Here is a 16945-nt window from a genome sequence, read left to right on the forward strand (position 1 = left end):
AGGCGGCATTCTACGCCCACTGAGCTTGCACACGGCTTGCAGTCAGCGCCCTTCTATCACCGCCGCAGGCCGCACCGGGAGCGCTGTCGAGTATTTGATCTGTTCCATTGCAAAACTCGAACTCACGTCGTACAGCGGCACGGCGGCGATCAACTGTTTATAGACCCGATCGTAGTCGTCGATATCGGATACCACCACGCGTAACAGGTAATCGGTTTCGCCGCTCATCCGGTACACCTCCACCACCTCCGGAATCTCCTGCACCGCGCGCGTAAAGGTCTGCGCCCAAGCCTCGGTATGCTGATTGGTTCGCACCGCCACGAACACGGTCGTGCCCACGCCAAGTTTGCGCGCATCGCACAGGGCCACCTGGGCACGAATCACGCCGGTTTCTTTCAGACGCTGCAGCCGCTTCCAACACGGCGTTTGCGACAGATTCACCCGTTGCGCCAGCTCGGCGATCGGCATGGTTGCGTCTTCCTGCAACAGCTCAAGCAGCTTCCGATCGATGATATCCATTCCCATCGCGACACCCTCATAGAAAATTATTCTACTTTTAAGATTTCGAGTGGAATTATATGGAAACTCTTTCTCCGAGCAAACAGGTATAAATATGTCTATCCAAAAATAGCCGATAAGCAGCGATGCAGCTGCACAGCGATCATGAGCCAAGACCTCCGTTCCATATCCGTTGCCCGCGTTGCCCGTTCTTCCGCCCACGCCGTCCCGTTAGCCGGGGCGAATGAAGCACCCGCGCACGCGTATCGCACCGCACCGCTCGCGCACCTGTGCGACACGCTCGACGCGATGTTCGAAGCCTGCGTGAAATTCCCTGAACCGTCGGATTCGACCTTCTTCGCGCGCAGCATGCGGATCGCGCTGACCGAAGCCGCAGCGAATCCCGAATTGCTCACACCGGCGCAACGCGAAGGCTCCACTGAAAATTACCGGCGTCACCTGCTGGCCGCCGACCCGGAGGGCCGCTATGCGATCGCCGCGCTGGTGTGGCTGCCACACCAGGCAAGCCCGGTGCATGCGCACCATACGTGGTGCGGCTACGCGGTGCTCGACGGCACGCTGAGCGAAACGGTCTTCGAATGGAATGGTGCACAGCACTGCGCAAGCGCTACCCGTACCCAAGCGCGTCATTGCGGAGCCGTGTCGTTCGTGCGCGGCGGCCGGGGCGCCATTCACCGGCTCGGGAATTGCAGCGACGCACCCGCGGTCTCGTTGCATATTTATGGTGTCGCGGGCGCGCAGATCGCCACGCACGTCAACGACATCGTACGCACAGCCGACGCACCAGCGCTCGTTTAAAAACCGTGCATCGCGCGTGGGGCCGGTGCCCCCCGCGCCTGGCGTAGTCAGCTTTTCCCGCCCGCTTCACTCGCCGTCGGAATCTGTGGCGGAATCGGTGCGGTCTGCCCTGTTGACGGCGGCGCCGGACGCGGTTCGTGCGACACATCGCGCGCCACCGCCACGGCAACGTGCGCGGCCCGCGTCGAGCCCCCCGTCTCCGCATGCGCGTGCCCATGTCCATGCGGACCGGCCTCGGGCAGCTCATCGTCCGGTAAAGGCTGTCCTTCGCTATCCTTCGACGACGTGAACACACGCATCTGCGGCACCGGAATCTCGATACCGGCTTCGTCCATCTTGCGTTTGAGCCTCAAATTGAAGGCGCGCGCCACGCTCCATTGCTGCAACGGCCGCGTCTTGATCTGCCCTTTCACGATCATCCAGTTCGGATCGAAGCGGTCGAGCCCCCATACCTCGATCGGCCCGAGCATTTCGCGCCGGTAGCGGAAGTCGGCCATCATCTCGGCGCCGACTTCCCGAATCAGTTGTGTGATCTGATCGACGTCGGTCGAGAACGACATGCGCACTTCGAACACCGCGTAGGCAAAGTCGCGCGACAGGTTCTTGACGATCTTGATCTGCGAAAACGGAATCGCGTGAATCGCGCCTTGTCCATCGCGCAAACGGACGGTGCGGATCGACAGATGCTCGACAGTGCCCGCATGCCCGCCGTCCACGTCGATCCAGTCGCCGACCGAAATCGTGTCTTCGATGATGATGAACAGGCCCGTGATCAGGTCGGTCACGAGCGACTGCGCGCCGAAGCCGATCGCGAGACCAATCACCCCGGCGCCGGCCAGCAGCGGCGTCACATTGATGCCCAGGTTCGCCGCGGTGACGATGCCGCCAATCGTCATGATCGACACCAGCAGCACGTTGCGCAGCAGCGGCAGCATCGTGCGCGCCCGCATGCTCGGATTGCGCGACTTGTTGCGCGGGCCGCCTGGATTGAGGGCCTCGGTAATGGCCGTGTCGACCAGAATCCACAGCAACCACGAAATGAAGATCGTCGCGATGATCGCCGTCACCGCGTGCGCAATCCCTCGCGCCGCAACGTTTTCCTCCACGACCTCCGCGAGCGACACCCCCCACAAACGCGACGCCAGTTCGAAGAAAAACAGCCAGATGAACAGCGTCAGCAGCGTGCCGCAAAAGCGCAACAAGCGCGACAGATAAGGCGAGCGGCGCCGCGCGCGCGGGCTGCGCGGGCGCGTCACGCGCAGCACGACCGCCGATAGGAAGAATGCGAGCACCAGCAAGAGCGCGGTCACCACCGAAATCTGCAGGACGTTCTCGCTGGAGCCCGAGCCGCCGAGCGTGGCCGCTACCGACGCGGCGGCGAGCACCAGCACCGGCACGTGCCAGAGCGAGGCGAGCACGTCGAACGCGTCGGTCGCGGCCCTGTGATCGTGGCGCTGCTCGTAAGGCCGGTTGCGAATCAGATGCGCGACGGGCCGGCGGAACGCCAGCGCGAAATAGCCGGTGAGCACGGCGGCTGTCATATTGGCGGCCGTCGAAACCAGCGCGGCGAGATTCGATCCGAGTTGATGCGCGACATCGTAGTTGACCGCCGCATCGCCGAGCGCAGCGCATACGCCCACCACGAACAGCACGCGGCGCGCGTGATCGATCAGCAGGCGCACCGCAGTCCGCCGATGTCCCGAGCCGAACAGCGAAAACATGATCAGACAGATCGCCGAAAATATCGCGCCGGCAACAATCGCATAGGCGACCACCATGCCGAGCGTGCGGCCGAGCGCATCGGGCATGGCGCGCACGAACAGCAGCGCAGCGAGAAAGGCGATGATCCACGGCCCGACGCGGCGCAGCGCGAAGACCAGCAGCTCGCGCGTGGTGGGATTCGGGTTGAGCCCCATGAGGATGCCGAAGCGCCGGTATAGCCGGTGTTGCAGGTAGATCAGCGCGCCGGCGCACGCGCCCCAGCCGGCCAGCATGGCGATCATCGAAAAAATGACGCGGCCGAAACTCTCGTGCCCCTGCCCCGAAATGATCGTGTAGAGCTCATTGCCGGCCGCGTTGAAGCGTCCGCCCCAATAGCGCACCGGCGTGCGGCCCTGATGCACATCGGATTCGAACGACGCGATACCCGACGCGATCGCGCCGAGCAAGCCGGGACTCGGTTGCGCGGGCGCGGGCGGCGCGACCGTTCGCGAAACGTCGCGCAGCTTTTTGAGCTGGGCGACAAGCGCGGTGCGCTGCCGGTCGTTGTCGAGCGTGGCGATCACGCTGTCGAGCGAGCGCGCCAGTTCAGCCTGGCTCGCGGGCGACGGCGCGGAGGCCGCTTCCGCGGCCGAGGCGCCCGAGGCGGCGGACGCAGGCGTTGCCGTCGCTGTTGCGCTATTGATCAGGCTCTGCAAGGCCGGAATGACCGGCGTGCCGGTACCGGCCGCCTCAGCAGTCGCGGGCAACCATCCGATGATGCCGAGGATCAGCGCGAGCCAGACCGTGACCAGCCACGCGCCAGGCCGCATGGCGGCGAGCGTACGAATGCCGCGTCGCGCGTTGCATCCGGCATAACTGGAAGAAAATTGAAAGGCGGCGTGAGTCGCCAGTGGCCCGCCGTTAGACGGCGCGGCCCCGGACTCACGCCGCAATGGGCATGACTGCATGGCGATCCGTAAGAAAACGGGAGACGCCAGTGTAGCCGCAGTTTTGCCACCGGCGCCTGAACATGCGTAACTGATTGTTAGGACGCTTGCGCAAATGGGAACATTGGCGGGCCGCCCTCATCCGCGAAGCGGCCGCTGAAATACGCGAAACGGGCCATGCGCGACACGAGGCGCGCACGGTCTGTTCAGGCTCAGTAAGCCACCGTCGCGATCTGACGGACGAAACGACCCTGCTCCAATTCGTCGACAAAGGCGATCGCGTAGTCTTCCGCCGAAATGCGGCTATTGCCTTCAGCGTCGGCGAGCAGCGTATTCGCGCCCGTGCGGAACTTGCCGGTGCGCTCGCCCGGGGCAATCAGCGCGGCCGGCGCGAAGAAAGTCCAGTCGAGGTCGGTAACGCCGCGGTAGTAATTGAATGCGTCGCGGTGGGCCAGTGCAACCGCTTTGTAGGCGTCCGGGAAACCGTCCGTGTCAACCAGTTGCTTGCCCGGCGCTACTTCGAGCGAACCCGCTCCGCCCACCACTACGAGGCGCTTCAAGCCCGCCGCGCGCACGCCGTCGACGAGTGCATGGGTTGCCTTGGACACCGCCGCGGGATCGTCTTGCGGCGGCGCATAGGCGCTCGCCACTACATCGTGGCCGCTCACCGCGGCGCCGACGCTAGCGGCGTCGAGCAGATCGGCCTGTGCGGCTTTCAGGTTCGCCACGCGTGCCGGCACACGCGCCGGATTGCGCGCCAGCGCCGTCACCTGATGCCCACGGCGGGCCGCTTCCGCGGCGATCCGCGAACCAATCGTGCCGGTGGCGCCGAACAATGCGATTTTCAACTGTTTGCTCATTTGAATGCTCCTGTTATAAGCCTATATGTAACTACATTGATTACATATAACGCGGAAAAAAGAGGGGCATAAGCCCCCGTCCATTCTCAGGCGCGCGTCCCGACTACGCCACGCACGCCCTTCTTGTATCACTTCTTTGCTGCGTCACCCATGCGGACGCCGCTTGCGTTCACGCGCCCGTTCGGCGCGCACGACGTCGGCAGTGGCATCGGCGAGCGTGCGCGCACCGAGCGACGCCTCCATGGCCTGCTGCGCGTCGTCGATGATGCCGCGCAGCACGCCCTGGATATTCCGCCCCACCATGCACGCCGGATTCGGCTCCTCGCGATGCATGGCGAACAATTGCGCGTCGTCCACCGCACGATACACCTCGAGCAAGGTGATGTCGCCAGGCGCCCGGGCGAGCAGCGCGCCGCCGCCCGCGCCGAGTTGCGAGGCCGTGAGGCCCGCATCGGCCAGCATGGTCAACAGACGCCGGATCAACGCGGGATTCGTATTCACGCTGCCCGCGATCATCTCCGACGAGAGCGGCACGCCCTCCTGCAACGACAGCAGCGCGAGCACATGCACCGCAAACGCAAACCGGCTACTCGTATTCACAGCAAACCTGCCCTGCGGCGACAATGTGTAACCATAGTAATTACATTTAATCTGGCTGTCAAACGGACGGCCGCACGGGCCGCCATCTCACTTGTCCATCTGCTTTTGCGCATCGCCGGAATCGCTCGAGGCCGACGAGGAAGCCGAACCGCCAGCCGACGACGCCGTATTTTGCGCCGACCACTCCTGCAACTTGCGCCCCGCCGTCTCAAGGCCCTGGCCGGTCAGCGCCGCCGCCTTGCCGAGTTGGGCATTGGTCGCGCTCGCCGCGCCTTGCAGATTGGCTTGCGCGGTCGATGCCAGCGCGGCTGGATCGATCTTGATCGACGGCGCGGAGGCCGAGTCGAGGTTCTGCTGCGCGGCGGCTTTGGTCGCATCGACCTGCTGGCCGACGTAGCTGGCCGCCTGATCGAGCTTCTGACCGGCGGCTTGCGCCGCATCGTCAAGCTTGCCGGCGACCTGTCCTGCCGACGCATCATTCTTCTGACATGCCGCCAGGCCGCCAAACACGAGGGCGACAACAGCGACACGGCGCAACAAGGGTGAACGAATAGATAAAGTCATATCTGAGTGTGAGCCGCATCGAGCGGCTTCCGCATGCGAAAACGCGCCAATGATACGCCGTTGCGCCGCGAAGGCTTGCTCGCCTTCAGGGGCAGTCACCCATGCAGCACGCGCCGCGGCGCCATAGTCAGCGGCTGCAAGCGGTGTGACGGCGGCGCGAAACAGCCCTGCAAGCGACGCGGCATCGCCCGCCTGCACCCTGCGCCATTGAATACACTCCGTGAGCCCTTCGTCGCGGTTCTGTCAAACGCGTTGGAGTAGACTCGCTGAGCGTTCGATGTGTTCCGTTGATCAACTGGAGGCATGTGATGGCAGCAAAGAAGATCCTGTTCCTGACCGGCGACTTCGCCGAGGATTACGAAACGATGGTGCCGTTTCAGGCACTGCAAGCGGTTGGCCACGTGGTCGACGCCGTCTGTCCGAACAAGAAGGCGGGCGATAAGATCAAGACCGCGATTCATGATTTTGAAGGCGACCAGACCTACACCGAGAAGCCTGGCCATCAATTCACACTCAACGCAACGTTCGACGACGCCGATTCCAGTCAATACGACGCGCTGGCAATCGCAGGTGGCCGCGCGCCCGAGTATCTGCGGCTCAATCACAAGGTGATCGAACTCGTCCGGCAATTCGCCGAATCGGGCAAGCCAATCGCCGCGATCTGCCACGCGGCGCAACTGCTGGCCGCCGCCGATGTGATTCGCGGCAAGCGCATTTCCGCCTACCCGGCTTGCGCGCCCGAAGTCAAGCTGGCCGGCGGCGAGTACGCCGATATTCCGGTCGACGCTGCGATCACCGACGCCAATTTCGTGACCGCGCCCGCATGGCCTGCTCATCCTGAATGGCTGCGTCAATTCCTCGTGCTGCTCGGCACGCGGATCGAACTCTGATCGCGAGGCGAGCGCCTTGCCCTCGCGGCACTGCGCGCTCGTCAAAACCCACCCGCATTTGAGACTAGTCCGATAGTTCGCAGCGCAAGGCTTTCCTATAGTCGCCGGTTGACTTGGGAACCTTGCTCTATGGAACTGACTGACTGGATTGTCATTCTCGCCGTCACGCTCATGGCGATTGCTTTTTTCTGCGCACGCGCACCGGCCAGCTGGTCGCGAGAAAACCGCGCGCGGCGTCTGGCGGGCACGCGCATGCTGCTGCAAGCCGCATGTTCGTTATGGGCGGCGCTGCTGATCGTCGCGCACGGCCTGTTCGCCCTGAACGGCCTGCCCGGCCTCCACCCGGCACCGCTCCAGGCGCTGACCGGCGTCACTATCCTGATTGCCTGCGGCTGCTACTGGTCGATTCGCGGCAGCAAACTGCTCAAGCCGCGCCGCCTCTTTACCGCGTACTGATGCCGGGCGCGGCCTTCGTGGCATGCGCCACACCACCGCTCAGGCTAAGGTCATCACAATCGGCCTGGCCCGAGCGCACTTCGCGCACGCCGCGAACCGCTTGACCACCGTCCGCCAGCTTGACTCGCGTGTCGACCGCCGGCTGCGCCGTCCGCGCCTCGGCTTCTGGCAGCGACAGGTAAAACGTCGTGCCCTTCCCCTCTTTCGACTCCGCCCACACGCGCCCGCCGTGCCGCTCCACCACCCGCCGCACGAGAGCAAGGCCAATCCCCTCACCTGCCGCCACATTGCCGTGCAGCCGCTGAAAAGCATTGAAAAGCCGCGGCAGCGCGACCGCCGGAATGCCCAGCCCATTGTCCCGCACGTAGAAAATCCGTAGCGAATGCACGCCTGGCGGCGCCGGCGTCGTGCCGATTTCGATCTGGCCTTCGCGCACCGGGTCCAGATAATTGACCGCGTTGCCGATCAGGTTCGCGAATACCTGTTCAAGCGCGGTCGGGTCGCCCCACACCGCCGGCAACTCGTCGACGATCACTTGCGCCCGGCGCGCCCGGATCGACCCTTGCATGGCGTCGACCACGCGCGGGACGATATCGCGCACCTCCACCTTTTGCTGCCGATACTCGACGCGGCCGACACGCGACAGCCGCAACAGCGCGTCGATGATATGAGACGCACGCAGCACGGCCGTCTGCAGGAAGTGCAAGGCCTCGCCGATATCCTCGTCCACCACCCGCTCGATCCGCTGCCGCGGTTCTGCCGCGAGCGACGACTGGCGCAGCACCGCGCGCAGTTCGTCGCAGGCACGGGTCAGTTCTTTCGAGAAGCCTTGCAGATTCACCAGCGGCGCACGCAGGTCATGCGACACGCTGTAGATGAACATTTCGTTTTCCTGGGTCTGTTGCCGCAAGGTCTCGTTAATGCGCGCGAGTTCACCCGTGCGGCGCGCAAGATCGGCCTGGAAACGCGCCTGGATACGCTCGGCTTCGAGCAGGCGTCGGCTGGTTTCATGCAAGGTCAGATCGAGCCGGGCAATTTCGTCGCGGCCCGGGCTGATCGGCGCGAGCGGCTCGTTGCCCGCAAGGCGCCCGGCGTTATCGGACAGCAGCGCGAGCCGGCCGCGCACACCGCGAGTGAACAGCCAGACGGCCAGCGCCACAAACAGCAAGGAGCCCAACACGGCGGCGACGACAAGCGCCTGTTGCCGTTCACGCGCGGCGTCGGCGGCATTTGAGCGCAATGTGTCGAGGCGCCGCTCTTCAGTCTGGAAGGCCACCACCTGCTGACGGAAACGATCGAGCACGTCGGTCGACGTCAGGTCGCGGAAACGATCGAGCAGATCGCGGCGCCGCCCCGAATGCAACATGTCCTGAACGCGGTCCGACCATTGGCGATACCCTTGCACCGCCTGGCGCACCTGCACCACACGCTCGACTTGCGCGGGGTTATCGGCAACCAGTTCGGCCAATTGATCGATGCGCCGATCGACGTCCACCCACACGGCGACCGGCGTCATAAAGTGCGTATCGTTGGCAAGCACCGCGCCACGCAGCGCTACGGACTCGCCCAGCACCGGATCGAGAATCGCGGTGGTCTGGCGCAGCACGTCTTCGCTATGGATGGCCCACTGCTCGGCTTGCGCCGCGTCGGACTGCGCCTTGACCAGGCCGGACAGCAGCGCCAGTTCGAAGAGGGCCGGAATTGCGATCAGCAACAGGCCTTTAGTGGTCAGTCTCATGCGTACGCATTGGAGGTCGATGGCCGGCAGATCGTGCACGGGGACGGCACATTATGTCGGCGTTTGCGCAGGAAGACAAAGACGATGCGCCACGAACCGCGCGCCTGCCTTCAGATACAGCCCCGTGCGCAACGATTGCGCATAAACCGTCAGGTTTTTGAATTAAACGTAAAGAAAATCGAATATTTCGCCCCTATTTGGATCGCGACGACCGATATAAAACCGTCACGCACTTTTTTTGTGCCTTTTTGTCTTTCGAGGTGCAAGGAATCGTGCGATCTCCGATCGGCACCGCGTGACACGAGGCCCATTCCGGTGCGGTATTGCACCTGATCGACGCACCAAGGCACAGGTTTGGCCCGCTTCTTGCATTCAATGCCCGCTTTTTTGGCATAAGCGGGACATAACGATGGAAAGTCTGAAAACCGGCACCGACACCCTCTTCCTTTTGCTGGGTGCCGCGATGGTGCTGGCCATGCATGCGGGGTTCGCGTTTCTCGAACTCGGCACGGTGCGCAAAAAGAATCAGGTCAATGCGCTGGTCAAGATTCTGGTGGACTTCTCGGTCTCGACAATCGCGTACTTTTTCATCGGCTACACGATCGCCTATGGCGTGCAATTCTTCGGCAGCGCCGAGTCGCTGGCCGCGCACAACGGCTATGCGCTGGTGCGCTTCTTCTTCCTGTTGACCTTTGCGGCGGCGATTCCGGCGATCGTGTCGGGCGGCATCGCCGAGCGCTCGAAATTCAATCCACAACTGTTCGCCACTTTCGTGCTGGTCGGCTTCGTCTACCCGTTCTTCGAAGGGATCGTGTGGAACGGCCGCTTCGGCATTCAGAACTGGCTCACCCAGATATTCGGCGTGCCGTTTCACGACTTCGCGGGCTCAGTGGTGGTGCATGCGTTCGGCGGCTGGGTCGCGTTACCGGCCGTGCTGCTGCTCGGCGCGCGCCACGGCCGCTATCACCGCGACGGCGGCATCGCCGCGCATCCGCCCTCGAATATTCCGTTCCTCGCGCTGGGCGCGTGGGTGCTGGCGGTCGGCTGGTTCGGCTTTAACGTGATGAGCGCGCAGACCATCGACAAGATCAGCGGCCTCGTGGCGGTCAATTCGCTGATGGCGATGGTCGGCGGCACGCTGACCGCCTGGCTCGCGGGCCGCAATGATCCCGGCTTCACCTACAACGGCCCGCTGGCCGGGCTGGTCGCGGTATGCGCCGGCTCCGACGTGATGCATCCGCTCGGCGCACTGGTGACGGGCGGCATTGCGGGTGTGCTGTTCGTTTACATGTTCACCTGCGTGCAGAACCGCTGGCGCGTCGACGACGTGCTCGGCGTGTGGCCGCTGCACGGCCTGTGCGGCGCGTGGGGCGGCCTCGCGGCCGGCATTTTCGGCTTGCACGCGCTCGGCGGCCTGGGCGGTGTATCGTTCGGCGCGCAACTGATCGGCACGCTGGGCGGCATCGTGGTGGCGTCGCTCGGCGGCACGCTCGTGTATGGGGCCATTCGCCTGACGGTGGGCTTACGGCTCGATCAGGAAGACGAATACAACGGCGCGGACCTGTCGATCCACAAGATCTCGGCGACGCCGGAGCGCGAAAGCGTCGGCTGATGGGTTAGCCGCCAACCGGGTTAGCGGCGCGCTGGATGTTTCGCGTCCCCGTGCGCGCCGATCAGGCCGAATTCGATCGGGCAACGCGTGTAGAACACCGGGACGCTGCCCGCGCGCACCGCCTCGAGCAAGGCTTCCGCCTCTCCGTCGGTGACCGCAAAAATCACCTGCTGCGGTTGGTCCGCCAGTTCGAAGAAGCGTGCTGCGTGCCGCGCGCCCGCGTGGCCGATACCTTCGGCCGCGGCCACGACGGTCGCGCCATGAACGCCGACGATCTTCGCAATCGACAGCAGGCATTCCACGACCGTTTGATTGCCGTGGCGCCGGTTTTTCTCGGTATAGAACGTGAGCTGGTAGCCCTTCATCATGGCGGCCTCCGCACGGTTGCAGTGAACCCGCGGCAAGCGCTCGCAGGCCCTTCATTCATTCTAGATCACGCCTCATGCCATGCGGACCATGCGCGCGCCGCGACCGCGCTCACCTGTCCCCAATGCCCCGCCGGTGCTAGACTTGCGCGCTGGAAATCGCATTCCCCATGTTCTCCTTATGCTCCGTTAGCCATCCCTTGATGGCTGATAACGCCTGCTTCGCCCGGGCAACTGCGGACGCGGCATCGCGCCGCCGGCTTCAGTCCGGTTTGTCGACCTTTCGGCTTCGCCAGAGTACTTTTGCATGTATTTGTCCATTCTCGCGGTCGGCATTGGCGGCGCGCTCGGCTCGCTGTTCCGCTGGTTTCTCGGTATCCGTCTGAACGGCCTGTTCACGGGCTTGCCGCTCGGCACCTTCGCCGCCAACGTGATTGCCGGCTACGTCATCGGCGTCGCGGTCGCGGGGTTCGCACGGGCGCCGCAGATCGCGCCCGAATGGCGGCTCTTCGTCATCACGGGATTGATGGGTGGCCTGTCGACCTTCTCGACGTTCTCGGCGGAAGTCGTGCAGCGCTTGCAGGACGGCCGGCTCGGCTGGGCGGCCGGCGAGATCGTCATTCACGTGGCGGCTTCGCTCGTGATGACCATCCTGGGCATCGCAACCGTTTCGTTGCTGTCGCGCTGAAGATGCGCGTGCGCGGCGCAGCGCGCTGACTCGAATCAGCAACGCACTCGCGAGCAAAAACGATAGTCCGATCGCTTCACTTCTCTTGAGTTTTGAGTCCTTTCGCCCGCGTACTCGCCGACGCGTTCTTCTTCAATCTGGTCAGGTTGTGATCAATAGCGGCTCGGACGAGATTCTTTAGCGCACGCGCGTTGATCTTGTCGCCCTCGGAAAAATCGATCGCCCGCCTCGCGTTGCCTTCGAGGCCCGCATTGAAGAGCTTGTCGGGATCCGGGAGGCTCGCCCCGTGGGCAAAGGTCAGCTTCACCTTCCCTTTGTGGGCGTTGGCGACTGCGATCATTCCGCCGCGCGACCATACCGGGCTTCCCATCCACTTCCATTCCTCGATGATCTCCGGGTCGGCTTCAAGAATGGTCTTGCGGATGCTGGCGAACGTTTTACCGCGCCAGTCCGTGATTCCCGCGATCAATTGGTCAATGCTTTCCGATGGATTCATTGGATCCTTATGCTTCCTGTTGGTGGCCTGGAGGGGGAATTAGATTCTCCATTTTTTTCGATTTTTGTTGTGATTTTTGTTGTTGACCACGGAGGTAAGATCGCCGCAGCCTGAATAAAAGAAGGGGCAAAAAAATGGCAATCGGCTTGAACCTGTCAACGTCCGCACATCCGAGCAAGTCGTTAAAGATAGACGCCATTCGATTTCTTGCGGCTTTCTGGGTCCTGATGTATCACTTTCGGCCGCCCGCGTTCAAAGAACTGCTGCCGCATCGGCTGGCATTCCTCGGCGGCGCATTGTGGTCAGGGTCGACCGCGCTATTCGCGGGTCCCGCCGCTGTCATCGTATTCTTTGTCATTTCCGGTTATTGCATCCATAACGCATATCAAAGGGATGTGACGCTCAAGCCGATCAACTATTACGCATCCAGATTCATCCGCATTGGATTGCCGCTGGTCATTCTGCTGTGCGTCGTTCAACCCTTGCCGACGGGGCAGAATTATCTGGAGTCCGTGCTGTGGTCGCTCTACTGCGAGATGATGTATTACGCCGCTTATCCGATCTTGCGCGCCCGCTTTCGCTACATCGGCGAAATGATTGTTGGCTGCGCGATTGCGGCAGGCGTGATGGTGGCTGTGGTTCGTCTCATAGGACATCCGGTTTGCCACGGCTGCGTCATTGAGACCTATGGCGTTCCAGGTACGGCATTGCTGTATGCGGCTGGATGGATTTTCGGCTGCCTGATCGCGGAGACCCAGCGCAACGCGGAGCAGTTCCACGTCCGTGGCGCGTATTCGCCGCTTACGCTGCTGATCAAGCGCGGCCTTGATTGCAGTACTCGTTATCTCGCACACCATCTGATTGCGCTGAGAGTGGCAGTTGTCGCGGCCGGGGCGGCCATTATGATTTTGTTATCCGAATCGAATCTCAAACCGGCAATTGTGCCGTTGATTACGCCCGATATCACGCTTCCGCTATTTCAGTTCCTTGCGGCAGTCTGGATCGCGGCGGAGACAGCCACGCCTTCCAAAGGTGGCGTTTGGCCCAGACTGGCTGCTTTCGGGGCATGGTCCTATAGCCTCTATCTTTGCCACAAGATGGCGCTTGCACTGCTGGAAATGACCTCGTTCGACGAGACGTCCCGATTCGCATGGTTCGTCCAGGTGGCGTTGGCGTTCGCCATCAGCTATGCGTTTTACCGGATGATCGAAAAGCCTTCCCATCTGATTTCCCAGCGACTCAGGAAATACACGCCGGGTGCGCCGGCGGCTCCGGCTGCATGACCGCCCGGGCAATGCAGTTTGTCGAGCTGGCGCTGGGTCTTCGGTAGGCAGCGGCAATCGCCGCCGGCACTGTGCACTTCATGCACAAATCTTGTGACGCACGCGGCGTTGTAGCGTCAACCTGCGGCCCCTAGACTTCGTTCCTTCCCAGTCAGCCGAAAGGAACCTCATCATGTCGAAGCGCACACTGCGTAGCATCCTCGGTGCCGGTACGCCCCCTTCTTTGCCGTCCCGCACCACCGCATTGCTGGTGATTGACTTCCAGAACGAATACTTCACGGGCTCGCTGCCGATTCCCAACGGCACGAGTGCGTTGCAAAACGCGCGCTCTCTGGTCGATTGCGCCGATCACCATGGCTGGCGAGTGGTGCATGTGCAGCACGTCGCGACGGCAGAGTCGCCCTTGTTCGCCGCCAACGGCCGGAATGCCGAAATCTGCTCCGATATCCAGCCGAAACCCGGTCATCGGGTGATCAGGAAGACTTCCGTGAGCGTGTTTGCCAGCACCGATCTGGCGCAGACGTTGAAAGCCGATGGGGTCACTCACCTCGTGATATGCGGTCTGATGACACACGCCTGTGTTGCCGGCGCTGCGCGTGACGCTGTGCCCGCGGGCTTTGAAGTTGTAGTGGTAGCCGACGCTTGCGCGACCCGGGACGTCGAATTCAACGACACGGTTAGCGTCTCGCACGACATGTTGCATCTGAGTGCGTTAGCCGAGATCGCGGATACCTTTGGCTCCGTGATGAATGCGCGGGATGTGCTGTCGCTGAGTTCCTGATACACCTTGCTGAACCGGCCATGCACGCCCTATCCGGCGCGCTGCCGTGCGATCCAGATACCGCGTCGTGGTAGCATCCGACGCTTCGACAACGCGCTCGATTCATGGATCAACTGCTCGCCATGCGGGTCTTCCGCTGCATCGTGGATGCCAAGGGGTTTTCTGCTGCGGCCGAACGGCTCGGCACATCGCATTCCACCGTATCGCGCCAACTGAAGCAGCTTGAAGCTACGCTCGGCGTCCAGTTGATCAACCGTAACACGCGGCGATTCGCGCTCACTGCCGCGGGCGAACACTACTTCGCGGCCAGCGTCGACATTCTCGAACGCGTGGATGCGGCAACTCAGGCGATGGCCGGTGAACATCAACGGGTGGCCGGCCGGTTGCGCGTCAGTGTGCCCCTTGCCATCGGCACGCTTGAACTGGCGGACTGGCTGCCGGCGTTCCAGCGACGCTACCCCGACCTCCAGCTCGACCTGTCCTGCGGCGATCAATTTGTCGATCTCGTTGCAGAGGGCTTCGACGTTGCCCTGCGTATCAGCGAGCCCTTGTCCGACACGAGCCTGGTTGCGCGGAAGCTGACGGTATCCGACATCGTCCTCGTCGCGTCACCCGCGTATCTGGCACAACACGGGCTTCCACGCACACCTCTGCAACTTGCCAAACACGCCTTGCTGACCTTCTCGGGTGCCCATGCGGCGGACCAATGGGTGCTGACGTCCGGGCGGGGCGCACCGGCTCACGTTGACCTGAACGGCCGGTTGGCATCGGACACGATCACCGCGCTCTACTCCGCCGCGCTCGCAGGTGCCGGCATCGCTGCGTTCACGCGCCACACCGTCCAGACCGATCTGGCTCGCGGCCAACTGGTTCAACTCCTTCCCGGCTATTCTCTCGGGGTGCGCCACTATTACGCCCTTTACCCGCAAACGCGGTATGTAGCGCCCAAGGTGCGGGCCTTCGTCGACCATATGGCCGAACACTATCGCGAACGGTAACCCCCTGATCACCGGAGCCAATCTGTAGGACACAATCTGTAGGACAATATGTTCCAGCCGGCTGCCGCGCGCCGTTGCGCTTTGCCGGGAAAGCATCAATGCGGTCCGTAGCGAACGCCACGATGTGTCGCCCGACACGGCATACACGTTGGACGGTTGGCGACGCGAGTGCACTGAGACGAACGAACACCAACCGAACGGGTCAGCATGAACAGCGTGCTTATAGGGCCGGCGACGCGCAAACAGGTTATTTTTGCAGGTACTTGTGCGTTATTCGTTCTGCTCACGTTGATGATCGCGGGTCCGCAGGCGCACCAGACGCTGCCGGCCATCATGCCCTTCATGCCGATGTGCGCGCTCACGGTGTTCACCACGTCGGGCATTGCCGCGTTCCTGCTCGGCGCCCGCTTTACGGTGACACCCCAACCGATGCTCGGCGCGCTCGGCGGCGAAGAGTTCGCCCTGGTGTTACCCAACACGGGATTGGAAGAAGCATCGGCTATTGCCGAGCAGGCCCGGCTCGCAATCATGGACCTGAGCCTGACGGCGCCGATGCCTGCCGGCCGGGTCACCGTCAGCGCCGGGTGCGCGACGAACGAACAGAACACGCTGAGCTCGACCAACGCGCTGGTTCAGGCGGCGGACGCCGCGCTCTACGACGCGAAACGTGCAGGGCGCAATCGGGTTCAGTCCGTCACGCATAGACGGTAAAGCGCGATCGTTTTCGGGCAGCAGAGGCCTAACGCTGGCCGCCGCCTCTCTCACCTCTGACCACAATCCCGGCTTTCGCGTCAGACCGCCTCTACCCGTGGCAAAATCACCGGCACCGCGGTATTCGTCCGGGAGACCTGCAATGGGCAACAAGACGCACGGCGAACGCAACACCAAGGCGGCCGGCCAGCCGAAAGCCGCACCGGACATTCCCGGACAGGTTGTCCTTGTCTTCCAGGGAGGCGGTGCCCTCGGCGCATACCAGGCGGGTGTCTATCAGGCGATGCATGACCGAAAGGTCGAACCCGACTGGGTGATCGGCACGTCGATCGGTGCGATAAACGGCGCGATCATCGCCGGCAATCCGCCTGAGAATCGCATGGCGCGATTAACGCAGTTCTGGAACGGCGTGGCGCGTCGTGGCGTCGACGCAGCAAGCTGGTTGCTGCCAGGGCTCGCAAACTGGTCGCGCGACCTGGCGATCGTCACGCAAGGCGTGCCGTCGTTCTTCACCCCACAGCCGGGGGCATGGGTGAATATTCAGGCGCGCGTTGGCCCTGAGCGCGCGGCATTCTATTCGACCGAGCCACTGCGTGAAACCCTCTCTTCGCTGATCGACTTCGACTACCTGAATCGCAAGGCGACGCGATTGACGGTCGGCACGGTCAATGTCCGCAGCGGCCGTATGCGGTATTTCACCAATCGCGACGCGCCGATGGACGTCGAGCACGTGATGGCATCCGCCGCTTTCCCCCCCGGCTTCCCTTCGGTGCGACTGGAAGGCGAATCGTACTGGGACGGCGGCATCTACTCGAACACACCGCTAGTCTTACTGTGTCATATAAATGCTCGTGCAATCTATTCCCGCACAGGAAGAGTGCCATCGTTGCATGAGCCGTAGTCCAAGCAGGATACGCAACGTGGTAATGGAATCAGGA

General features: G+C 62.9%; 18 protein-coding genes. 10 read left to right on the forward strand and 8 right to left on the reverse strand.

All coding sequences use genetic code 11. The features are described 5' to 3' along the window. Positions 1-42: 42 nt before the first annotated feature. Positions 43-525: an Lrp/AsnC family transcriptional regulator gene (locus KHO23_RS29345; RefSeq protein WP_211615707.1), complete on the reverse strand. Its 483-nt coding sequence runs from the start codon at positions 523-525 to the stop codon at positions 43-45. A 138-nt stretch (positions 526-663) separates the two neighbouring features. Between KHO23_RS29345 and KHO23_RS29350 the strand changes: the two genes are divergently transcribed. Further along, the gene (locus KHO23_RS29350; protein WP_211615709.1) at positions 664-1317 is read left to right on the forward strand and encodes a cysteine dioxygenase family protein; all 654 of its coding nucleotides are present in this window, start codon (positions 664-666) and stop codon (positions 1315-1317) included. A 47-nt stretch (positions 1318-1364) separates the two neighbouring features. On the opposite strand, the gene KHO23_RS29355 is transcribed toward KHO23_RS29350, so the two are convergent. The 4 genes from KHO23_RS29355 to KHO23_RS29370 form a co-directional block, all read right to left on the reverse strand. Continuing rightward, entirely contained in the window at positions 1365-3986 is a 2622-nt protein-coding gene (locus KHO23_RS29355) for a mechanosensitive ion channel family protein (protein ID WP_211615711.1), read from the reverse strand. Positions 3987-4177: 191 nt separating this feature from the next. Beyond that, the gene (locus KHO23_RS29360) at positions 4178-4825 is read right to left on the reverse strand and encodes an NAD(P)-dependent oxidoreductase (protein ID WP_211615713.1); all 648 of its coding nucleotides are present in this window, start codon (positions 4823-4825) and stop codon (positions 4178-4180) included. A gap of 144 nt (positions 4826-4969) precedes the next feature. Next, positions 4970-5425 carry an Rrf2 family transcriptional regulator gene (locus tag KHO23_RS29365; RefSeq protein ID WP_211615715.1) on the reverse strand — a complete coding sequence of 152 codons (456 nt, stop codon included), beginning with the start codon at positions 5423-5425 and terminating at the stop codon, positions 4970-4972. 87 nt (positions 5426-5512) lie between these two features. Next, entirely contained in the window at positions 5513-5989 is a 477-nt protein-coding gene (locus KHO23_RS29370; RefSeq protein ID WP_211615717.1) for a hypothetical protein, read from the reverse strand. 308 nt (positions 5990-6297) lie between these two features. Here KHO23_RS29370 and KHO23_RS29375 point away from each other — a divergent pair, with 308 nt between their 5' ends. Together KHO23_RS29375 and KHO23_RS29380 are read left to right on the forward strand one after the other, a co-directional pair. Beyond that, complete coding sequence (locus tag KHO23_RS29375; protein ID WP_211615719.1) at positions 6298-6879, forward strand: DJ-1/PfpI family protein; 582 nt, start codon at positions 6298-6300, stop codon at positions 6877-6879. 129 nt (positions 6880-7008) lie between these two features. Then, entirely contained in the window at positions 7009-7335 is a 327-nt protein-coding gene (locus KHO23_RS29380) for a hypothetical protein (protein WP_211615722.1), read from the forward strand. Here the strand turns inward: KHO23_RS29380 and KHO23_RS29385 are convergent. Next, positions 7322-9073, reverse strand: a complete 1752-nt coding sequence (locus KHO23_RS29385) for a sensor histidine kinase (protein ID WP_211615724.1) — start codon at positions 9071-9073, stop codon at positions 7322-7324. The genes KHO23_RS29380 and KHO23_RS29385 overlap by 14 nt on opposite strands. 409 nt (positions 9074-9482) lie before the next feature. Here KHO23_RS29385 and KHO23_RS29390 point away from each other — a divergent pair, with 409 nt between their 5' ends. Continuing rightward, entirely contained in the window at positions 9483-10685 is a 1203-nt protein-coding gene (locus KHO23_RS29390; protein ID WP_211615726.1) for an ammonium transporter, read from the forward strand. Between the two features lie 20 nt (positions 10686-10705). On the opposite strand, the gene KHO23_RS29395 is transcribed toward KHO23_RS29390, so the two are convergent. Beyond that, on the reverse strand, positions 10706-11053 hold the full coding sequence (locus KHO23_RS29395) for a DUF190 domain-containing protein (RefSeq protein ID WP_236067031.1): 348 nt from the start codon (positions 11051-11053) through the stop codon (positions 10706-10708). Positions 11054-11357: 304 nt separating this feature from the next. Here KHO23_RS29395 and crcB point away from each other — a divergent pair, with 304 nt between their 5' ends. Next, complete coding sequence (crcB, locus tag KHO23_RS29400; RefSeq protein WP_120293069.1) at positions 11358-11738, forward strand: fluoride efflux transporter CrcB; 381 nt, start codon at positions 11358-11360, stop codon at positions 11736-11738. A 76-nt stretch (positions 11739-11814) separates the two neighbouring features. Here the strand turns inward: crcB and KHO23_RS29405 are convergent, their stop codons facing one another. Further along, positions 11815-12234 carry a DUF1801 domain-containing protein gene (locus tag KHO23_RS29405; RefSeq protein WP_211615728.1) on the reverse strand — a complete coding sequence of 140 codons (420 nt, stop codon included), beginning with the start codon at positions 12232-12234 and terminating at the stop codon, positions 11815-11817. A gap of 134 nt (positions 12235-12368) precedes the next feature. On the opposite strand from KHO23_RS29405, the gene KHO23_RS29410 reads away from it, so the two are divergent. The 5 genes from KHO23_RS29410 to KHO23_RS29430 all read left to right on the forward strand — a co-directional run bounded on the left by KHO23_RS29410 (position 12369) and on the right by KHO23_RS29430 (position 16908). Then, complete coding sequence (locus tag KHO23_RS29410; RefSeq protein ID WP_211615730.1) at positions 12369-13517, forward strand: acyltransferase family protein; 1149 nt, start codon at positions 12369-12371, stop codon at positions 13515-13517. A 172-nt stretch (positions 13518-13689) separates the two neighbouring features. Next, positions 13690-14298, forward strand: a complete 609-nt coding sequence (locus KHO23_RS29415) for a cysteine hydrolase family protein (RefSeq protein ID WP_211615732.1) — start codon at positions 13690-13692, stop codon at positions 14296-14298. A gap of 104 nt (positions 14299-14402) precedes the next feature. Then, a complete protein-coding gene (locus KHO23_RS29420) occupies positions 14403-15296 on the forward strand; it encodes a LysR family transcriptional regulator (RefSeq protein WP_211615734.1) in 894 nt (297 codons plus the stop codon). A 207-nt stretch (positions 15297-15503) separates the two neighbouring features. Continuing rightward, positions 15504-16007 carry a GGDEF domain-containing protein gene (locus KHO23_RS35500; protein WP_211615736.1) on the forward strand — a complete coding sequence of 168 codons (504 nt, stop codon included), beginning with the start codon at positions 15504-15506 and terminating at the stop codon, positions 16005-16007. Positions 16008-16149: 142 nt separating this feature from the next. Continuing rightward, complete coding sequence (locus KHO23_RS29430) at positions 16150-16908, forward strand: patatin-like phospholipase family protein (RefSeq protein ID WP_211615738.1); 759 nt, start codon at positions 16150-16152, stop codon at positions 16906-16908. Positions 16909-16945: the final 37 nt, after the last annotated feature.

Origin of the sequence: Paraburkholderia haematera (genome assembly GCF_905220975.1) — a bacterium.
Lineage (GTDB): Bacteria > Pseudomonadota > Gammaproteobacteria > Burkholderiales > Burkholderiaceae > Paraburkholderia > Paraburkholderia haematera.